The organism is Bacillus sp. 03113 (assembly GCF_006546985.1).
Taxonomy (GTDB): domain Bacteria; phylum Bacillota; class Bacilli; order Bacillales; family Cytobacillaceae; genus VATK01.
In genome coordinates, this window is record NZ_VATK01000001.1 from 70,859 (window position 1) to 90,960 (window position 20,102).

The following is a 20,102-nucleotide window of genomic DNA, read 5'->3' on the forward strand; positions in this document are numbered from 1 at the left end:
GATCTAGTTCAAGTCAGCTCAGAGCATTTTTTAACTTCAGTTCTAATCGTATTTTTATGATGTGGTATTTTAATTTTAAGCTCAGCTATAAAAACACCGGTTAGGATTAAGAAAGCTCCTAGATAACCTTTAAGAGGCAACAATTCGTTCATAAAAAAATAAGCAAATAATGCGGCAAATACAGGTTCTAATGAAAAAATGATACCAGTGTGAGCGGGCGTTGTGTATTTTTGAGCAATCGATTGAAGGATGTATCCAAAAGCACTACATACAATACTTAATACTAAGACAGCCAACCAACTCTCTTTAGAGGCAGGAAGCTGCGGTTTTTCGAAAATCAGGGTAAATAGTACACCGAAGCCCCCTGCGAAGCCTAGTTGAAGGATACCAAGATGTAATGTATTAGCTACTTTTGCGGCAATGCCAGTGACGATGATATGGAATGCGTACAAAATGGCTGCTAAGACACATAATAAATCACCAGGGTTGATTGTAAAATGATCTTTCAAGGTCAGTAAGCCAATTCCTGTTATTGCAAAAAAAGCACTTATTATTTGTCTATAGTTTAGATTTTCCTTAAATAAGACGATTGACAATAAGGGGATAAAGATTACAGTTAAACTAGCTAAAAAGCCGGCATTAGAAGCGGATGTGGTTTTTAAGCCTAATATGACTGATGCTGATACGGAAAACAGTAAAAACCCGAGAATAAACCCATATTTAAGTGTAACAAGATTAATAGTTCGGAATTGTCTGAAAAAAACAGCAGCACATATCAGAAAAGCAAGACCAAAGCGAAGGGCAACAAGGGTAAACGATGAAACAGTTTCTAATCCAATTTTCATAAAAAGATAGGAAGAACCCCAGGTCATTGTTACAGCCAAAATCATTAAATCAGCTTTATAGGGTTTCATTTTGAACACTCCTTGTCAGTTTCTTTTATTGCTATTAGTATAATTGTGAATGAAACATTAGTAAATTGAATGTATGTAATGATATACTTGAAAAAAACTCTTAGATAGAGGAGGGAGATCTTTGAGTCTAGCAAAGTTAGAAATTTTTCTGAAGGCAGTTGAATTAGGAAATTTATCAAGGGCTGCAGAAACATTAAACCTTACGCAATCAGGAGTTAGTCATGCAGTACGAAGTCTTGAATCAGAATATGGTTTTCTGCTTCTCTCTCGAAATAAAGCAGGAGTCCAATTAACCGAAAATGGCAGACGAGTGTTAAAGTATGCGCGAGAGATATTGAATTATAATGAGCAATTAAAACAAGAAATTGCAGCAATAAATGGATTGGAAGCAGGTGCCATACGAATTGGAACCTTTACGAGCGTGTCTATTCATTGGCTGCCTGGGATTATCAATCAATTTCGTCATGAACATCCTCGTATCGAAATCAGTTTGATGGAAGGCGACTATAGTGATATTGAAACATGGATTCATAATGGAGTGATAGATTTAGGTTTTATGTCATTGCCATCTTCTGATAATTTAGAGGTTATCCCTTTGAAGAATGATCGCATGCTGTGCATAGTGCCACAAAATCACCCATTAACCAATCAATCTAAAATAAGTTATGCTCAACTTGAGAAAGAGCCTTTTATTATGCCTTCCTACCAATGTGGATACGATGTCAGGCAAGTATTAGAAAAGGCTTCTGTTCAACTAAATGTTCAATTTGAAGCCGGCGATGATCATGCCATTGTCGCAATGGTAGAGAGCGGACTAGGAATTAGTGTTATGTCGGAGCTGGCATTACAAGGGCAAAGTCGAAACGTGTCAGTGGTAGAATTGGAGGACTGTCCTTTTCGATCACTTGTACTATCACTATCTTCAATTAAGCAAGCTTCACCTGCCGCAAAAAGGTTTATTGAACTTACCAATAAATGGATAAAGAGCGTCGAGCAGCAAACAAGGTAATCTTGCTATTCCAATAATAGATTTCTTTTATGATATTCTATTTTTTTACTTCATCATGACGGTTGAAAGATTGGTTTTGGCAAGTTAAAATGTTTCAAACTGAACGAAGCGATATATAAATCTAAAAGGTGGATGAACAATGGCAAAAACAATCGTAGAAAAGCTAAGCTTACATAAATATAAAAAAGCAGCGATATTGAATGTGCCAAATGGTGCAGATTATTTTACTGAGCTAACCGATTATGATACGGAGCTAACGGATTCTTCATATGATTTAATTTTTGGTTTTGTGTTAGATATGGAATCACTACAAGGACTAGTAAGCAAGGTTGTTGAGAAGAATGCTCTTAATAAAAACGGATATCTTTTTTTGGCTTATCCCAAAAAGGGGAATAAAGTGTATCCAACGTTTATTCATCGCGATGATTTATTTGGTGGGTTAGGTGCGGATGAAGATGGTTATGTAGGGACAAGCAGCATTAAGTTTGCACGTATGGTTGGGTTAGATGATGTTTTTACGGTTGTCGGATTAAAAGAAGATTCTAAAGGTAAAAATCAAACATCTACGAAAGCAAGTCAATGTGTAGATGATTATATAGAGCTGATTCCTGAGGTCGAAAAAAGCCTGCAGGATGCTCCTGATGTACTAGCTCTTTATCAATCCCTTACACCTGGTTACCGTAAAGATTGGGCCCGTTATGTGTATAGTGCGAAACAAGAAGCAACAAGAAAAAAACGGCGCGAGGAGATGAAAATGATTCTTGCTGCGGGCTACAAAAGTCGGGATTTATATCGTCAAAACAAAAAATGAAAAAAAGGCTTATAATCGTATAAACGATCATAAGCCTTTAGGTCTTTATGCCTTAACCGGCCATTCCCCAACAAATTCAACCTCATTATAGGCAAAGAAATCTTTAAGATTTTCATCGCGATCATCAAGGAAAAGTTGATCGGTTACTGCTGATACGAGCTTTGGTACACCATATCTCATGCCGGAAAGTGCAGAGGCTGCAATTCCGCTGTTGATTAGAGCGGAATAGTTAAAAGCAAAGATTCCATGAAGCAGCTTTTCGCCTCTTGCATCACGGCTTAAGTAAGCAAAGCCAGGACTTAAGTAAGGATGTGCATCTAGCATTGGGTTGGCTATTTCTTCTGGAGCTTTAAAGCGGTCACCCCAGCGAGTAATATGGCTTTCGACGAGTCTTAGTTCCGGACGCAAAGCCGGATCTGTAATAAGGCCGGTACTGATAATTAAGAAATCAAATGTGAATTTGCCTTGAGGTGTAGTCACCACTGCTCCCTCATCGGTTGCCTCAACATCTAGCCATGGAGCACCTAAATGCAGATTAAAGCCAGGCCATGAAGCTGCACGTCCAAAGGTATCATTCGTCGGCGGCTGATTATGCTTAAAGAAGTGAGCCATCGCTGTATATTTATCGGCGTCCGGTAAAGCGTAAAAATGCTCGATCATACCGGAAACCTCCATTTGACGGATTGGATTAATTCGCGGCATTTCCTTGCGGCGAACAAAAACATGTGCCTCAGCCACACCTTCTGATAGTGCGAAATTGGCATTATCAAAAGCCGAGGCCCCGCCGCCCAAAACAGCAACTTTCTTACCTTTTAGCGCTTCAAAATCAATTGCTTTTGAAGTGTGTGCATAGAGATTTTCTGGCAATTTATCTGAAATAAACTTCGGAACATGCCATTCGCCGCCACCTTGAATTCCAGTAGCTAAAACTACCTTACGTGCAAGTAATAGGTTAGATGGTGCTCCTGGACCTTCGATATGAAGTCGGTGAATTCCATCTTCCGCAGGATCGATTAGATTCAATTTCACCTCATTAATAACGGGGAGATTAAGAACCTTTCGATACCAACGAAGATAGTTCATCCAGTCGCCCCGTGGAATCTTATCGACCTCTTCCCAGCCTTCTGGTCCGAATTGGGCTTCCCACCACGAGCGGAATGTTAAGGAAGGAACTCCAAGGTCGATGGAAGTTAAATGCTTTGGCGTTCTAAGCGTCACCATACGGGCATAGGTTTCCCATGGTCCTTCTACGCCTTCTGGGTTTTCGTCAATAACGAGGATGTTGGATACGCGCTCACGCAAAAGTCCGAAAGCAGCTCCTAAGCCACTTTGTCCTCCGCCAACGATCACTACATCATACACATGTCCCTCTGGATGGCTGAGTTGGCGAACCCAGTTCGGACCACCGAAGGCGAGATAAGAAAGGTCGTTTTTCACTCGTTCATTTAAAGCCTCTAAGCTCATCATTTATCATTCCTTTCAATGGTTTCTTTGATATAAAATCTATTATTATTCTCTTAAAAGCCTTTTTTGGTAGAAAACTTTTCACATTCTTAATCAGAATAATAGATGCGTATGTAATATTTTATTACATCATATTGAAGCAAAACATAACATCATTTTCTTTTCTATATATTATCATTTTTCTGTAAATTTATTGAATGTTCATTTTGTCTAAATATTGTTTTAACGATTGTTCAGAATCACTAATAGAAGCAGTTCGTAAATTCTCCTTGAGAATAGAAAAATATCTATAGGAAACATAAATGTAAGGTGTAGGATGGGAAATCTAATAGGGAATATCAATGTTCTTACTCGATTATTCGGCAGTTAGCGGGTTTCAAGGTATTTAAACGATTGTAATGAATTTATCTAAGGGAATATAGACGTATAGAATGGCTACAGCTAACACCTCTTTAAGCTTTATCTTTATTTTAGCTACTGAAATCGGATCAGTTAACAGTCAAAAATACGTAATTGAAGAATATGACATATAATAAAGAAAATTCATACTCATAGTAACGTCTTTACTAATACACCAGAAAAATGATTATATAGTAAGATTATTTGACAGTCTATTTTATTGACGGGATTCTTGAAACAAGAACGTAATGAATAACAAGGTAATCTTTGGCTAATCTAGGCGGGGGGACTCATGAATGATCCTTGATGATCAGGTTGTCGAATTCTTGGTGAAAACGGAACCATTATATATCCATTTAGCTGTTTCAGATGCGAACAAACGGCCTTATTCGTTGCGCTGTTTTGGTGTAAGAACCTATGAAGGAAGCGATCAGTTAAGTGTATATATACTTAAGTCTCAAGCAGAGAAACTTCTTTCGATTGTAAATAATGGGAAAAGTATAGTGGCTTGTTTATTTACTGATGGATTTTCAAACGAATCTTATCAAATAAAAGGGGAATTTCTAGATTATAGGTCAAGCGATGATGAAAAAGATTATGAAATTTTAAACAATTATCGAAAAGGAAGCTTAAAAATTTTTCCGAAATTATATATGAAATATCCCCTTTCAAAAGCTCATTGTGATGTTATTACCTATCAAGCGACAGATATCTTTGTCCATACTCCTGGTCCCTATGCTGGAAAAAAGTATCAAAGGAGGAATGATACATGATTCCTGAAGAGATGAAGCCAGCTTTAATGGGCGTCTTACCAGCAACTTTAATCACATGTAGTCAAAATGGAATCCCAAACATTACGAACATATCACGAGTCTGGTATGTTGATAGAAATCATGTAGCGATCGCAAACCATATGTTAAAGAAAAGTATTCAAAATTTAAAAGAGAATCCTTTTGCCTTTATCCGGACAGTAGATCCAAATACTTTTTCAACTTGGGAGTTGGAGGTTGAGTATACAGTAACTAGAACGGATGGAGAAATTTTTGAAGAAATGAAGAAGCAATATGAGCTGCTTACCATGATGTTAGAAACTGGAATCACTATGACGGTTCATTCTTCTGAAATGTTCCGAGTGCTGTCTGCTCGTATATGTTCAGAGGAAAATAGTCTGATCGTATCAATGATCAATGTTTACAATGAGCTATTAGAGCAATTAGAAAAGAAATTCGGTTGGGCCTGTTCGGCGTTATGGCTGGTTGAGGAAAATGAATCAAATCTTTTACAACTTGCCGCTGTGCGCGGAATAGATGAGGAAACAGCGAAACAAGTTCTTTATCGTGTTGCCTTGTGGTCTGTCCAAAAGGGAAAACCAGTCCGAATTAGTAATATTCGGTCGCAATTTCAATATGCGATGACAACCTTTCTCCATCATCAGAAGAATAAAGAGGATTTTTCCAAGCAGGATTATGAAAAGGTTGACCCTCATTATATAGTAATCCCAATTCTAGGTGATTCCGGAAAAATAACAGGTGCCATTTGTAGTCAAAGCAATGACTCTGCTTGTTTTTCGGCATTTAACGATTACATGCTTCAAGTTACATCTCGACATCTCTCAGAGCTTATTAAAAAGATATCACTTCTAGAAAAAAAAGAGAGACAGCCAATTATCGAACAGGCTTTAGAGCGGATTCAACTAGAAGGATCGAAGAAAAGCGGGGAGGTAAAAAGTCCTTTAAGTCCTAGGGAATTGCAGGTTGCGATCCTTATAGCTCGTGGGTTATCAAATGCCGAAATTGCTGATACACTATTTTTAAGCAAAAGAACCGTTACTACGCACTTGGAACGGATCTATCAAAAATTAGAGATAAACTCAAGAACAGCACTTGCAAGTTATATCATCGAACATGGATTATTAGATCCAAAAAATAATGTATAAAATACGTAATTTAACCGATATTTGGTTTTTTTATCGCCATTTATAATAAGGTTCGAAAACGAATCTTATGTATAGGTGGTGATTTTTTGATGGAATGGATTGTATTTATTCACGTTATTTCAGCTGTCATTGGGTTTGGTCCAGCATATGCCTTTCCATTTATCTTGAAAAAAGAGAAATCAATTGTAGAAGTACAACGGACGACAGAATTGGTCAGCCGTTTAGAGGTTTTTCCTAAAATTTTTGGGACGTTAACTTTGCTTTCTGGATTGCTTCTCCTTTGGCTTGGAGAATATGGAAGTATTATTTCGATATGGATTGGAGGGACTCTTGTACTCTATCTAATTGCTGAAGTGGTCATCGTTGGTTTTTTAGCTCCAGCAGCTAAAAGGCTATCAAGTCATCTCGCTCAATTGATTGATTCAGGTGAAATTTTAGTAAATGAAGAATCTTTAGTGTTGCTGCAAAAGGTTCGAAATCTTCATATTGTGGCATGTGCAATTGTCTTAATTATTTTTATTTTTATGGTCATCAAACCTGTATAGGAGGAAGTGCAGATGAAAAGCTGGAGCGACTTATACTTGCAATTTTTAGGGATCGAAAAAAAGGAGCCTACTTATGAATATCTTCAAAGATTAATTGAAACTCATCTCCACCGTGTTCCTTTTGAGATAGTGAGCAAATATCATTATTATTCAACTAGGAAAAAGTCAGATCTCATTCCTAGCAAGGAAGAATATTTGGATAATTTAATTCAAAAAGGGTGGGGAGGGAACTGTTATATCTTAAACATCTATTTTGGGGAATTACTACAATCACTTGGCTTTGATGTGAAAATAACACGGGTAAGAGGGGGGAATAATCATCTTGCCTTAATGGTGACGGTCGAGGGCAAATCTTATTATACCGATGTGGGATACATGGCTCCATTGTTTGAGCCATTATGGATTGAAAGTGAACCATATATCGTTCGCTGTGGGGAAGAGATTTACATTAATAAACAAAGTGACCAGCATTATATTATTGACCGAAGAACTGGAGGGAAAAGCTTTGTAACGAAAACCATTGAATGGTTTCCAGTTGAACGAGAAAGCTTTTTGGAAGATATCGTCTATGCTCATAGGGATGAAGATGAAAATCCTTTTATGAGAAGAATGGTTGCAACAATCTTTAAGGAGAGAATAAGCTATTCTGTTATGAATTCCAAGCTTCTCATTAAATCCAATCATAAGACTCAAGTGAAGGACTATTCGGATAGAAAAGAATGGTTGAACATGATGCAAGAGACATTCAACCTTCAGGAACAAGACCTTGTCTTTGCGTTGGAGTTTTTAGAGGAACGCAATGTCATTCTTTTTCCTGAAGATTAGATTTTTTGGGACACTGCAGATGGATAAATCACCTTATTTGCGGTGTCTTCAGTATAAAAACTTAACCTAATCACTCCTATGAAACAATTTCTTAGCCATTAATAATGACCTGAACACCCCTGATTGTTAATAGCTTGGCATTCCAATTCCTCGGGTACTCCCGCTTCTACAATCTTAGAAAGCTGGTGGCTTGATAAAAACCGTTACCTTTTTTATACTGCCTAAAAGGTTTTTATTCCAGTTGGATATTGTCCATCATTCCCATGCATAGATATCAATTACTATTTTGATCCCTTGGTATTGTTTTCTCTTTTTTAGGCCAAATAAAATAACTTATCGTAATAAACATATCAATTGATAGAATAAGGGTCCAAATTTTGATCATTCCATAAAGGTTGTCAGTTCGTTTGGAATCGTTAATATAATAAATCATCATTAATAAAATAGAGGAGCCTATTAAAAAAGCGATTATATGCCTAATAAATCCTTTTGCATAGCTCTTAGCAAATTTAATCCCTGCTTTTTTGGAAGGTTTTGTTCCCTTTTTAATAAAATAATATTGAAAGCGTTCATCCGCCCATTTGATCATACTTTTGCCGAATGCAATTGACACGCCGATATAAACGGCTGCGAGTCCATGTGCAATAGTAGCGGTTGCTCCGTTGTACAAATCTATACTTGTAATAATAATCAGTAGCAAATCAATAACAGGTGTTAAGGCAAGTAAAATAAGTCCTAGTTTTTTAAAATGAAACAAATATCTTAGAAGTAAACCGAAAAGAATAACTATCCAAAAAGCTACTTCGCAAGTGATGATCATCCATGCAATAAAGTTCATAATTCCCTCCTTTTGAAAATTATAACATTTGATGGTAGAGGGAAAAACTGATTTTTATCTCTGTAACAATTAGGTACTATCACTAAGTAAGAAGCTTACTCCATAGCTAGATTAGAAATTTCCCAATCTAATCTCTCCTATAAAACAACTTTTGAACCAATAATAAAGACCTGATAACCCCTGATTGCGAGTAGCTTGGCATTCCAATTCCTCTAGCACGACCACGGCTATACAATAATTCCGGCATGAGGCCACAAAAAGCACTATTGTGGTAATTATGGTTGAAGTATTTCCATGCCTGAGCGACATCCCCTTTCACGAAAAGGGCTTCACCTAACCAAAAAGTAGGTCCGAACCATGGTTTTAAATCGCCTTCTTCAGTTGTTAATGCTTCATGTCTCCAAATTCCTCCGATAAAGGGATCTTCTAATCTTAGTTGAATGGCCTGCAAGGTTGGATCTACCCATTCTTTTGGGAAAATTGGAAACTCCGAGAAAAACAAAGTTACGGATGCATCCAATAGCTTTGATTCCATCGAACGAGTCACAATGCCATTATGAACATTATGTTTCCCGATCGCTTGAACTAGTTCATGTGCTCCTTGTCTAAACTCCTTCGCTTTTTCATTTTCCTGAATCGCTTCAGCCATTTCTGCGGCTTTAAGTAACCCATAGGAGGAAATGGCAGACGTCCATGTCATATGCTCAAAAGACTCGCCTAAATGTGGACCGAACGTTTCCCAAATTCCTGCGTCGGGTAAAATAAGACCGGTTGAATCCCGATTTTTTAAGATCCAGTCTGCGGATTGGCTAATGATGTGCCACATGTCGTATATAATAGTGTTCAATTTTGTTATGGACCATATTTGCCAAATGGCATATAAGATTAATCCAGTTGTATCATTTTCAAATGCATGCTCACTTGGTAAACGAGTAACAACGTTATAGGCAAAATAATAATTGCCATCGGGACGCTTTACTAAATAACTAAGGGTTGCGTATAAAGCCCTTACAGCATCCCCCTTATGACCTGCGAGTGCTAAAGTGGAAGCAATCCATAAGCTATCACGTATCCAAACATTCCCTTGGTATGGTTTAAACCCTATGATAATAGGAGTGCCGTCCTTTTGTAAGCTCATCTTTAATAACGTATTGCTAAGTCTCCAGAAATACTTAAGCTGTGGTGAGAGCGTTCCTATATCAATCGTTTCTTTCTGCCACTCTTCCCATTCATGTAATGTCTGCTGTTCACTTTGTTTAATCGTTGCAAGTGTTTTTTGCAGTTCTTTGAGTGCCTCTTCTTTTGAAGAGCCAGCTGCGGATACTTGATAAACAGGCTGACTGTACTTTTCACGGGGAACAAATTGCTTAATCGTAAAAACTAAAGGGATAGGAAGTAGGCTATGCTCGAACATGAATATTTGACCGCCTGTTACAGCTTTAGCCACATCACCTGCGATTCCTTTAGCATCTGGAAAGACGGTCGCAGCGAGCCATTGATTTTCAGCTATTCGCGAAATAAATGTATTTTCTATTCTTTGGACTATGTTTTTGAGATGGATGACAGGAAAGATGGTTGCGGTTGAATGATTTCCGCGGAGTGTTTTGACTTGTACCGAACGGATAAGCGCGTTTCTGGAAGGAGGAGCCCATGTTTTTGTTTTTACAACGGTATTGCCTTTATGAGAAACCACTTCATATATACCTGTTCCATTTATGTAACGAGTGCTGTTCATCGAAATAATTTCACCAATTTGTCCAACATCCTGTTGAATCAATCCATATGGATCGTACCAGATTTTTTCATTATGATCCTTTACAAGTACATAAGAGCCTTGTTCATCTAATAAAGCACTTGATAGATCAAAGTTTGGAAAAAAGAATTGGCTTATTTTATCAATAGGGCGGCAGCAGGCATCATATTGCTGCAGCCATGCTAATACGTTCCCGTTCGAAATAGGAGCATGATTATCTTGATTTTGACCGATAAAATAATGCATAAATTTAGTCTCCCTTCATGAAGGTCAATATATGATATGTAGATTATAAGAAATATATTTAAGTAGAATGTGTTTCATGGAATTTTATTTTTGAGTTGTTATTAACTAGGTTTAAAAGGGAATAAAAACAAGAGGATTTTAAGTTCTTTATCGAATGGTTATCTTAAAAGTAATTTTTTGTTATTTTTAATAGCAAGTTTGTGTTAACAGAAGCATATTTTTCTCACATCAAATCATTTTGATAACGTGGAGGGATTAGGATGCCAACGTATACATTAAAGGATCAGACTCAGCTTTATTTTGAAGAGAAAGGACAAGGAATGCCCATTATTTTTATACATGGAGTTTGGATGAGCAGCCGCTTTTTTCACAATCAACTACCTTATTTTTCAGAGAATTATCGAGTATTTTTACTTGATTTAAGAGGACATGGAAAATCGGATCAAGTACCATTTGGACATACCATTGAAACATATGCCCGTGACTTGGAGGAGTTTATTACAGGTCTCGGATTAAAGGATGTTGTTTTAGTTGGCTGGTCGATGGGAGCCTTCGTTGTATGGGAATATCTTCAACAATTTGGTGAAGAAAATGTAAAAGCAAATGTAATTGTAGACGAAATGGCTTCTGACTTTAAATGGCCTGATTTCCCAATAGGTGCTTTTGATTTTCCGACGCTTATTCATTTTATGAGGGGAATTCAAAATGATAGACGAGCTACATTAAAAGGGTTCGTGCCATTAATGTTTAAGGAAGAGCTTCCTGAAAAGGAAATGGAATGGATCATGGAAGAAGTAACAAAAATGCCAGAATCGATTGCAAGTGCCATTTTGTTTGATCAATCAGTTGTTGACTACCGTGAGTTTCTACCCAAAATAACAATACCGAGTTTGCTATGTTTTGGAAGGGAAGAAAAATTAATCCCTGTTGCTGCTGGTGAACACCTTCGAGATAACATTCCAAATTCAAAGCTGGAAATCTTTGAAAATAGCTGTCATTGTCCGTTTTTAGAAGAAAGTGAGCGGTTTAATTTAGCTGTGCACCAATTTATACAAACTGTACAGTGAACATGTAAAAAATCGTAGAAAAGTTGTTATTGTTCCTAATTTAGTAGTTCTTGTTTTACATAGAACATCATAGTTGGGATATCAAAAAGATCCTTCTCTTTCAATAAGAAGGATCTTTTTTAAGCTCATTTTCTTATTGAAAATAATCGTTTTAGACCCTCGAATCATTCGTTAATCTATAAAAAGTATATTCCCAAAATGTTTTCTTCTAAATTATTGCAGATATAAGTATACTTTTGATACTAAGTGTATTTAAAGTATGTACTTTCAAGAGAAAATGGCCCCTGTTATACTGAAATCTATAAATATTCCAAATTAATTGTAAGAATATTTGAATAAATCATTAAGAGAAAAGGAGGAACCTGATGAAACTAAGAGTCTCAGCGGTTCAATATCATCTTCATACGATACATTCTTTTGAGGAATTTGCTAATCAAGTTGAACACTATGTCAAAACAGCAGAAGAATTTGGAGCAGAATTTATTATGTTCCCCGAATTTTTTACCACGCAGCTTATGTCTATTGGAGATCTCCAAGGAAATGCGTTATCCATCCATGACTTACCCAATTTCACTGAGCAATATCGTTCGTTATTTATCCATTTAGCTATTAAAACAAATACGCATATTATAGCAGGTACACATGTTATCAAGAGAAATAATAAGTTATATAATGCAGCCCATTTGTTCTATCCAGATGGAAGAGTAGCGGAACAACCAAAGCTTCATATGACACCAACAGAGCTGCAGGAATGGAACTTAACTCCTGGTGAAGGATTACAAGTATTTGAAACAGATAAAGGAACTATTGCGATGTTAACTTGTTATGATATTGAATTTCCTGAAATTGTCCGAATGGCCAAGGCAAAAGGAGCCGATGTTATCTTTTGTCCATCTTGTACAGATGACCGACATGGTTTTCATCGTGTTCGTTATACAAGCCATGCGAGAGCCATTGAAAATCAGGTGTACGTTGTAAACTCTGGTACAGTTGGTTCTCTCCCGACCGTTGACTTTATGCGAGCAAATTTTGGGCAGGCGGCGGTTATTACGCCTAACGATATTCCATTTCCGCCTAAAGGCTTATTAGTAGAAGGAGAAATGAATCAAGATATGATTGTTACAACGGATTTGAATTTAGAGCTGCTGTATCAGGTCCGTGAAAGTGGTTCCGTTACGACATGGCGAGATCGCCGAACAGACCTTTATCCAGATTGGGATTTAAAAAGAGAGCTTGTTCTTTAAATTAAGTATAGGGAGAAATGAGGATGTATCGAAAGGAGTTTTTTGTTTTTGACCAGAACCGTCCTGTTCCAGCAGTGATTCGAAATTATGGAAAAGAAGACTTTCAAGATTTAATTCGTATCCAACAGGAGAGTTTCCCTCCGCCATTTCCGTCTGAATTATGGTGGAATGAGGACCAATTAAACAACCATGTTACGTTATTTCCTCAGGGAGCCTTATGTATAGAAGTAGATGGTAAAATGGCGGGATCGATGACAGGGCTGATGATTGATTTTGATCCGAAAAAACCTGAGCATACATGGGAAGAGATTACAGATAATGGTTATATTCGAAATCATAAACCAAATGGAAATACACTCTATGTTGTCGACATTAGTGTAAGCCCTACCTATCGAAAACTGGGATTAGGAAAATGGATGATGTTATCGATGTACAATGTTGTGATTCATAAAGGGTTAGAACGATTGTTAGGCGGCGGCAGAATGCCTGGCTACTATAAACATGCCAATGAAATGACTCCAGAACAATATCTCAAAGCTCTTGTAAAAGGGGAATTAAAAGACCCTGTCATCACGTTTCTGCTTCGCTGCGGTAGGACTCCGCTTAAAGTCGTAGCAAACTATATAGAAGATAAAGAGTCTTGTAATTACGGTACACTGATGGAGTGGAAAAACCCCTTTATTGTAGACAAGGAGAAAACGGAAGATGAAATATCGTCGAATTACGAACATAGAAGATCCATTATTTAAACAAATGCATCAATTAATACAAGAAATATTTCCTCCAGAAGAGGTATTGGAATTATCTCTTTGGAAAGAACCTTTAGAAGATCCGGGAATTCGTGTCTTTGTTGCAGTTCTTAATGGAAAGGTGGTAGGAGCGACAGAATACCGGTATTATGAGGATTTTAATGTAGCAATGACCGACTTTACCATTATCAGGAAAGACGGGCTTGGTATTGGAGCATTTTTGGCACAAAAGAGGTTAGCCGATTTACATTCTTTAGCATTAGCGTGCGGAAAGAAGTTACATGGAATGTTTGCTGAAATTTATGACCCATATCAAGTAGAGCAATATGAATTTGGCGGAGTTAAGTCGATGAATCCATATGTACGCCGAGAAGTTTTGTCTCACCTTGGCTATAAACGTCTTGATTTCTCTTACGTTCATCCTTCTTGGCATAATGATGGAGAAGCTGTATCTGGACTCGACCTATGTTTTCTTGTCATGGACGATAGTAGGGATGAGTTAAATAGCAGCTTGATTATAAACTTTCTAAAACGTTATTATTCAGTGCTGCCTAATAAGCCAAAGTCTTGGGGTGAAATGATTCAAAGCTTAGAAGAAAAAGATACGATCAAGTTAATGCCAATATAATGTAAGACAAAGGCTTAATCACCATAGGTTAAGCCTTTTTGCTTTTTCTATATAATCTGTTCCGCTAGGCACTTCACGATTCTCTATTCTTGCACCTAAACGGTAATTTAAACCGTTGTCCAAGTAATCCATTTCCTTTATCAAACAATGCTCTTTTTATATTTTTATACCCCTTTAATAGGATCCTCGTTTTTTAAAAGGTGAAAGCAACCTGATCACTTTCTGCTTTATTAGTATTATTAGGCCATTTCTTAAATTTGTTCTGTCACGAAAGATAGTACACTATGTATTTTAAAAGGAGGAAGAATCGTACACTGGTATCGTTTTTTAAAGAAATTCGTAATGTTACACGTGAAACATTTAAACGTTAGGAAGATTCGCTAAATCATCCAAAAATCAATAGAGTCATTCACATAGCCATTTCAAGTAAAACTTACAAGAAAGGCGATGATGTAATTTGTCCAGTTTTTGGATGGAAATATTTTGCTTGAGCTTAGCAAAAATTATACAATGAAAAATTTCTTCCTATGATTTTTTAGTAAAACGATTAACACATTTATAAAATATGGAAGTTATGATTCGAAAGTATGCTAAAATAAACGCGGCATGTATATAACATGACCTCGTTTAAACAAATCTATAAAATTCTAACAAGAAAGGAAAATTTAATATATGGAGAAAATGAAAAGGTCATTGAGATATTCAGGTTTATTTTTTATCCCGATGATCATTTTAGTCCTCGTATTTATAAGACTTAAAATCTCTCCGTTTGGAGAAGCTTCAATCTGGTATATTGATTTACCAGCTCAGTTAACCATGTTCTATCATCATTTATATGATGTTTTGACAGGAAGCAGCAGTGCCATCTATACATGGAATTATGGATTGGGAACATCCTTTTGGGCGACAATATGTTATTATTTATCATCACCTTTATCTCTTTTAATTCTCGTATTTCCTAGGTCTTTTATTCCTTTTTCCATACTAATGATATGGATGATAAAAATAGGTTTAAGTTCTTTAACCATGTCTTACTTACTGAAAAAGCACTTTACACAAAACCATTTTACTATTTTTATTTTTTCCATAAGCTACGCACTGATGTCATTTTCCATTACTTATTATTTTCTGCCAATGTGGTTAGATGCCATTTATTTATTACCGATTATCATTGCAGGAATTCAAGACATTCTAAAATCAGAAAAGTACACTTTATTTTTAATCAGTTTGTCGATATTATTTATCGCAAACTTCTATATTTCATATATGGTTGGCATATTTGTATTTCTTTATTTTGTTGCAGAATGTTATGTAAATATTTTTACTAAAAAAGATGTCATAAAAAGATTTATCCTTTTTTTCAAAGGTGTCTTTTTAGCTGTTTTATTTACGTCTTTTATAACGATTCCTACTTATCTAGAGTTGAGAAAAAATAAATACACGTCAGAAGATACAAATCTCTTTACATATCTACTAAATCCATTGGATTTATATGGTCATTTCTTTAACGGTACTACCGAATTACAAAATTTAAGTATATATGCAGGAGTGGGAGCTGTCCTTTTAGTCCCTTTATATTTTTTAAATCAAAAATACGCTGTTAGAGAACGTATTATTTATGGATTATTGTTAGGATTTCTTCTATATTGTATGACAAATGGTTTCTTGAACAGGGTATGGCATGTTTTTGAAGTGCCAGCTGGAGCAAATTATCGGTATGCATTCGTTGTATCCTTCCTTATGCTAATTCTGTCTGTTAAGGCATTAGAAAAGTTAGAATATACTTCCCCTAAGCGACTAATAGGTGTTGCTGGGTATAATATTCTGTTTTTATGTATGGCAAATAAATTGTTGAATCAGAACATCTTTACAATAGAATTGATTAATATGAATATTTTAATTCTAATTTGCTATGCTATATTCTTTTTCTTTTTAGTAAATAAACGATTACCTAAAAGGGTACATGTCTTCTCTAAAGTATGTTTATGTTTTCTTGTTCTGGGAGATATGGGATTGAATAGTCAATTTATTTTAAGAAATTATACAGGATCATCCGGTCCTTATAATTGGTATAACAAAAATAATCCTTCCTATGAAACAGCAATTGCTTCGCTGCAATCATTAGATCAATCTTTTTATCGAATAAAGATTGATACTAGCTTGGTTTCATTTCCAAATGAGTCTTTAAGATATAAATACAAAGGGATGACCATTTATACTTCTACTGGTCGAGCAGAAAACAATATGTTCTTAAATAAACTAGGATATTCTGCTAGTACACGAGCAGTTTCCATGGAAAACGGAATCTTTTTAAGTGATGCACTCTTAGGATTTAAATATATAGTGACAACGAAAGGCTTAGATGAAAGAATATATACGAAAATGTTTGAAGAAGGAAATATAAAGGTATACAAAATAAATATTAATCTGCCATTGGGTTATATGGTTAATAAAGGGTTTATGAATGTAGAAGGTCAATCTGATATTTTTAACATACAAAATCGTTTGATTGACGGATCCGCTTATTATGAAAAGCAGAAACCGCAAACGAATTTAAATTCTTTAACAAAAGGTACGAATCAAGTTTTACAAATACAACAGAGTAATGATAAACCTTCAATTGAAGCATCTATGAAAATTTCAAATACAAGAGAATTGTATATGCAATTAGATAGTGAAACATATCAAGATTATGAAGGTAAAATGGATATCTTAGTTAATAATGAACCTATTGATGCTACAAAGGTGGGATTGTTGAATTTAATTGATTTGGGTACGTATGAAAATCAAGATGTAACTGTATCTATTTTGTTAAAAAATAATACACCAAATCTCCAAATGCCTATTTTTTATACCTTAAATTACTCGAGTTTGGAAAAAGAAGTGAACAAGCTAAACCAAAACTCGCTTAAGATTAAAGATTATTCAGATACGAAATTAAAAGGTGAGATTACCGTCCAAAATAATCAAGAAATGCTCTTTTTAAGTATACCTTATGATAAAAATTGGAGAATTAAAGTGGATGGGACTCTTACTGAATATCAAAAAATAGGAGAGTTTATAGGAGTTAAATTAGAAAAAGGAACACATATTGTACATTTAAAGTATGTACCAAAAATATTGTATATTTCAATGGGAGTGTCAGCATTCTCCGTTTTGGTTTACTTAACATGTAGAATAGTAAAATTTAGAAGAAATTCTCTAAAAAAGAAAGAAGGTAAATAACATAGTCATAAAATTATAATAGAAGTCTATATAATTTCGAAATATAACAATCTTATTGTAAACTACGAAAAATAAAGTACCACTTTGTTAAGGGTGTAGGGTTCACCATATGTAACTTAGCTAATAGATTCGTTTTCATCTATTAAGCTGATAAAAAACGGTTGAACCCTACAGTGTTACAACATTCTATTGTTTTCCCCTGCGAGTAATACTGTGACGGCCATCAATACTTACAGGTATTTCCCCTTTAACAGTTACACGGCGTACGACGCGATGTTGATCGCCATAATCATTAATGGCGTAATGCTGTGTTGCACGGTTGTCCCAAATTGCTACATCACCAGCTGACCAGCGCCAGCGAACCGTATTCTCTAATTTAATGATATGATTTTGCAGCACAGAAAATAGATGGAACGAATCTGAGGAAGACAAGCCCAAAATCTTTTTCACAAAGTGCCCTAGTATTAAAGTTCGTTCTCCCGTTTCAGGATGTACTTGGACGATAGGATGTTCTGTTTCGTATACAGTAGAGGCGAAGACTTCATTGAAATGTTTTACTGCCTCAGTAGAAGCTTCTGTATGAGATCCCAAATAGTCGTATTCGTTTGTGTGCAGCGCCCAAAGTCGATCAGCTAGTTCGCGCAACTCAGGAGAAAGATCCTCGTAGGCAGCAGCAGTATTTGCCCAAACGGTATCACCGCCAGCAGGTGGGATTGAAACCCCGCGAAGGATCGATATTTTCGGATAGGCATCAACAAATGTGACATCTGTATGCCAGGAGTTTGCTCTTCCTCCTCCATGTGAGGAGTCAAGCTCATGAACGTAGTCTGTTGCTTGTCTTGTTGGAACGGTAGGGTGGGCAACAGGTTCGCCAAATAATTGGGCAAACGCTTCTTGGCTTTCGTCATCAAGATGATTCTGATCGCGGAAGAAAATCACTTTATATTGAAGCAGCGCCTGCTTAATAGCGTCTACTGTTGGTGCGTCAAGCTCTGAGGAAAGTCGAACACCTCGAATTTCAGCTCCAATGCGCCCCGCAACTGGATGTATTTCTAAACCCGCATTTGTTAAGATTGTTTTTTCAATTACGCTCATTTTTCTTACCTCCTATTAATTCCCCTTCATTGGGTTCAATGAAAAACAAAAACACACTGGGCTTCTTTAACTATTGAGTTCAAAGCAATACATCTCACATACCTTGTACTTATCATCCTCCATTAACATAATTCGACGGGTTCGTTGCATTTACAAAAAAAGGCCAGGACACTCGCTTAAGCGGTGTCCTGGCCTCCAGATGACTGGTGGGCAGTCGTAATATCTAACGAAAAATTAAAGTATAGTAATCCCATCGGTTATTATGATATTAGATTCTCTTTTGAAAAATGTCAACAAAAAAATTTAAAAAAAAATTTAATTTTGAACTTTAAATCTCTTCTCTTTAACTCTAAGTTATTTTTACAAAAAGACCTTGACAAACATTTTCACGCTCATTATAGTGTTAAACAAATAAATCCAATAAGTTTAATCGGTTATTTTAAAAACATATGCTGACCGTTCTGACGGAAGCACTCTTCTAATCTACTAGAGGAGTGCTTTTTTGTCAGAAAGTACGAAAGGAAAGGAGTGGTTAATAATGAGTATTGCCCAAGAAAATTTGATCGTCATTAAAGACCTTGTTAAATTTTATGATCCTAAGTCAAAAGAAAGTGTGATCCAAGAAATCAATCTTGAAATTCCTCGGGGGGAGTTTTTCATTCTCCTTGGACCTAGTGGTTGTGGTAAATCAACCTTGTTAAATATTATAGCTGGTTTTATTCGTAAATCCGGTGGAGATTTTTTTATTCAAGGCAATGAAGTAAAAGGGCCAGGAAAAGAAAGAGCGATGGTCTTTCAACAGCCTGATGCCGCTTTATTTCCTTGGTTAAATGTAAGGGAAAATGTTGAATTTGGGCTAAAAATGCAAAAAGTGAGCAAAAAAGAAAGAAAAGCTGTTTCAGATCAATACTTAAAATTAGTTGGTTTGAGTGGGCATGAGAAAAAATATCCAGATGAGCTATCTGGTGGGATGAAACAGCGTGTACAAATAGCAAGAGTTTTAGCGAACAACTCGGATATTTTATTAATGGATGAGCCTTTTGGAGCATTAGATGCACAGACAAGACGTACGATCCAGCAGGAGTTATTTCGTATTTGGCTTCATACAAAGAAAACCATCATTTTTGTTACTCACGATATTCAAGAAGCGATTCTTTTAGGTCAAAGAATAGGGATTATGTCGAAAGGTCCAGGTTCTATTATTGAGAGTATTTATGATATAAAGCTTCCTTTTCCTCGAGATATAACAGCACCAAATTTTAACGAATATTATAAAAAGATCCAATCTCATTTTGAACTGAATATAGATGCTAATCATAGTTTCGATGTTGAAGATATTAGCAAAATTATATAA

The 20,102-nt window shown here is 36.1% G+C and carries 17 protein-coding genes; 12 read left to right on the plus strand and 5 right to left on the minus strand.

The window, feature by feature from the left end; all coding sequences use genetic code 11:
* Positions 1–8: 8 nt before the first annotated feature.
* Positions 9–914 (minus strand): DMT family transporter, encoded by a 906-nt coding sequence (locus FDO66_RS02045; protein WP_141430748.1) that lies wholly within the window; start codon positions 912–914, stop codon positions 9–11.
* Positions 915–1,035: 121 nt separating this feature from the next.
* Between FDO66_RS02045 and FDO66_RS02050 the strand changes: the two genes are divergently transcribed.
* Complete coding sequence (locus FDO66_RS02050; protein ID WP_141430749.1) at positions 1,036–1,923, plus strand: LysR family transcriptional regulator; 888 nt, start codon at positions 1,036–1,038, stop codon at positions 1,921–1,923.
* 139 nt (positions 1,924–2,062) lie between these two features.
* Positions 2,063–2,734 carry a YdeI/OmpD-associated family protein gene (locus tag FDO66_RS02055; RefSeq protein ID WP_141430750.1) on the plus strand — a complete coding sequence of 224 codons (672 nt, stop codon included), beginning with the start codon at positions 2,063–2,065 and terminating at the stop codon, positions 2,732–2,734.
* Positions 2,735–2,779: 45 nt separating this feature from the next.
* Here the strand turns inward: FDO66_RS02055 and FDO66_RS02060 are convergent, their stop codons facing one another.
* Complete coding sequence (locus FDO66_RS02060) at positions 2,780–4,198, minus strand: NAD(P)-binding domain-containing protein (protein ID WP_141431137.1); 1,419 nt, start codon at positions 4,196–4,198, stop codon at positions 2,780–2,782.
* Between the two features lie 695 nt (positions 4,199–4,893).
* Between FDO66_RS02060 and FDO66_RS02065 the strand changes: the two genes are divergently transcribed.
* The 4 genes from FDO66_RS02065 to FDO66_RS02080 all read left to right on the plus strand — a co-directional run bounded on the left by FDO66_RS02065 (position 4,894) and on the right by FDO66_RS02080 (position 7,903).
* Positions 4,894–5,370: a hypothetical protein gene (locus tag FDO66_RS02065; protein WP_141430751.1), complete on the plus strand. Its 477-nt coding sequence runs from the start codon at positions 4,894–4,896 to the stop codon at positions 5,368–5,370.
* A complete protein-coding gene (locus FDO66_RS21090) occupies positions 5,367–6,533 on the plus strand; it encodes a LuxR C-terminal-related transcriptional regulator (protein WP_220095143.1) in 1,167 nt (388 codons plus the stop codon). The genes FDO66_RS02065 and FDO66_RS21090 overlap by 4 nt, the downstream gene beginning before the upstream one ends.
* 89 nt (positions 6,534–6,622) lie before the next feature.
* Positions 6,623–7,078: a DUF2269 family protein gene (locus FDO66_RS02075; protein ID WP_258535570.1), complete on the plus strand. Its 456-nt coding sequence runs from the start codon at positions 6,623–6,625 to the stop codon at positions 7,076–7,078.
* Between the two features lie 12 nt (positions 7,079–7,090).
* Positions 7,091–7,903: an arylamine N-acetyltransferase gene (locus FDO66_RS02080; protein WP_141430753.1), complete on the plus strand. Its 813-nt coding sequence runs from the start codon at positions 7,091–7,093 to the stop codon at positions 7,901–7,903.
* 274 nt (positions 7,904–8,177) lie between these two features.
* Here FDO66_RS02080 and FDO66_RS02085 read toward each other — a convergent pair whose 3' ends face one another.
* Positions 8,178–8,741, minus strand: a complete 564-nt coding sequence (locus FDO66_RS02085; RefSeq protein WP_141430754.1) for a hypothetical protein — start codon at positions 8,739–8,741, stop codon at positions 8,178–8,180.
* A 127-nt stretch (positions 8,742–8,868) separates the two neighbouring features.
* Complete coding sequence (locus FDO66_RS02090) at positions 8,869–10,740, minus strand: glycoside hydrolase family 15 protein (protein WP_141430755.1); 1,872 nt, start codon at positions 10,738–10,740, stop codon at positions 8,869–8,871.
* 260 nt (positions 10,741–11,000) lie between these two features.
* Between FDO66_RS02090 and FDO66_RS02095 the strand changes: the two genes are divergently transcribed.
* The 5 genes from FDO66_RS02095 to FDO66_RS02115 all read left to right on the plus strand — a co-directional run bounded on the left by FDO66_RS02095 (position 11,001) and on the right by FDO66_RS02115 (position 17,653).
* Complete coding sequence (locus FDO66_RS02095; RefSeq protein ID WP_141430756.1) at positions 11,001–11,807, plus strand: alpha/beta fold hydrolase; 807 nt, start codon at positions 11,001–11,003, stop codon at positions 11,805–11,807.
* A gap of 365 nt (positions 11,808–12,172) precedes the next feature.
* Positions 12,173–13,051 carry a carbon-nitrogen hydrolase family protein gene (locus FDO66_RS02100; protein WP_141430757.1) on the plus strand — a complete coding sequence of 293 codons (879 nt, stop codon included), beginning with the start codon at positions 12,173–12,175 and terminating at the stop codon, positions 13,049–13,051.
* Positions 13,052–13,074: 23 nt separating this feature from the next.
* On the plus strand, positions 13,075–13,800 hold the full coding sequence (locus FDO66_RS02105) for a GNAT family N-acetyltransferase (RefSeq protein WP_141430758.1): 726 nt from the start codon (positions 13,075–13,077) through the stop codon (positions 13,798–13,800).
* Complete coding sequence (locus FDO66_RS02110) at positions 13,757–14,428, plus strand: GNAT family N-acetyltransferase (protein WP_141430759.1); 672 nt, start codon at positions 13,757–13,759, stop codon at positions 14,426–14,428. Before FDO66_RS02105 ends, FDO66_RS02110 begins: the two co-directional genes overlap by 44 nt.
* A 723-nt stretch (positions 14,429–15,151) precedes the next feature.
* Complete coding sequence (locus tag FDO66_RS02115; protein WP_258535571.1) at positions 15,152–17,653, plus strand: YfhO family protein; 2,502 nt, start codon at positions 15,152–15,154, stop codon at positions 17,651–17,653.
* A gap of 186 nt (positions 17,654–17,839) precedes the next feature.
* Here FDO66_RS02115 and FDO66_RS02120 read toward each other — a convergent pair whose 3' ends face one another.
* Positions 17,840–18,748 carry a TauD/TfdA dioxygenase family protein gene (locus FDO66_RS02120; RefSeq protein WP_141430761.1) on the minus strand — a complete coding sequence of 303 codons (909 nt, stop codon included), beginning with the start codon at positions 18,746–18,748 and terminating at the stop codon, positions 17,840–17,842.
* A 538-nt stretch (positions 18,749–19,286) separates the two neighbouring features.
* On the opposite strand from FDO66_RS02120, the gene FDO66_RS02125 reads away from it, so the two are divergent.
* Complete coding sequence (locus FDO66_RS02125) at positions 19,287–20,102, plus strand: ABC transporter ATP-binding protein (protein WP_141431139.1); 816 nt, start codon at positions 19,287–19,289, stop codon at positions 20,100–20,102.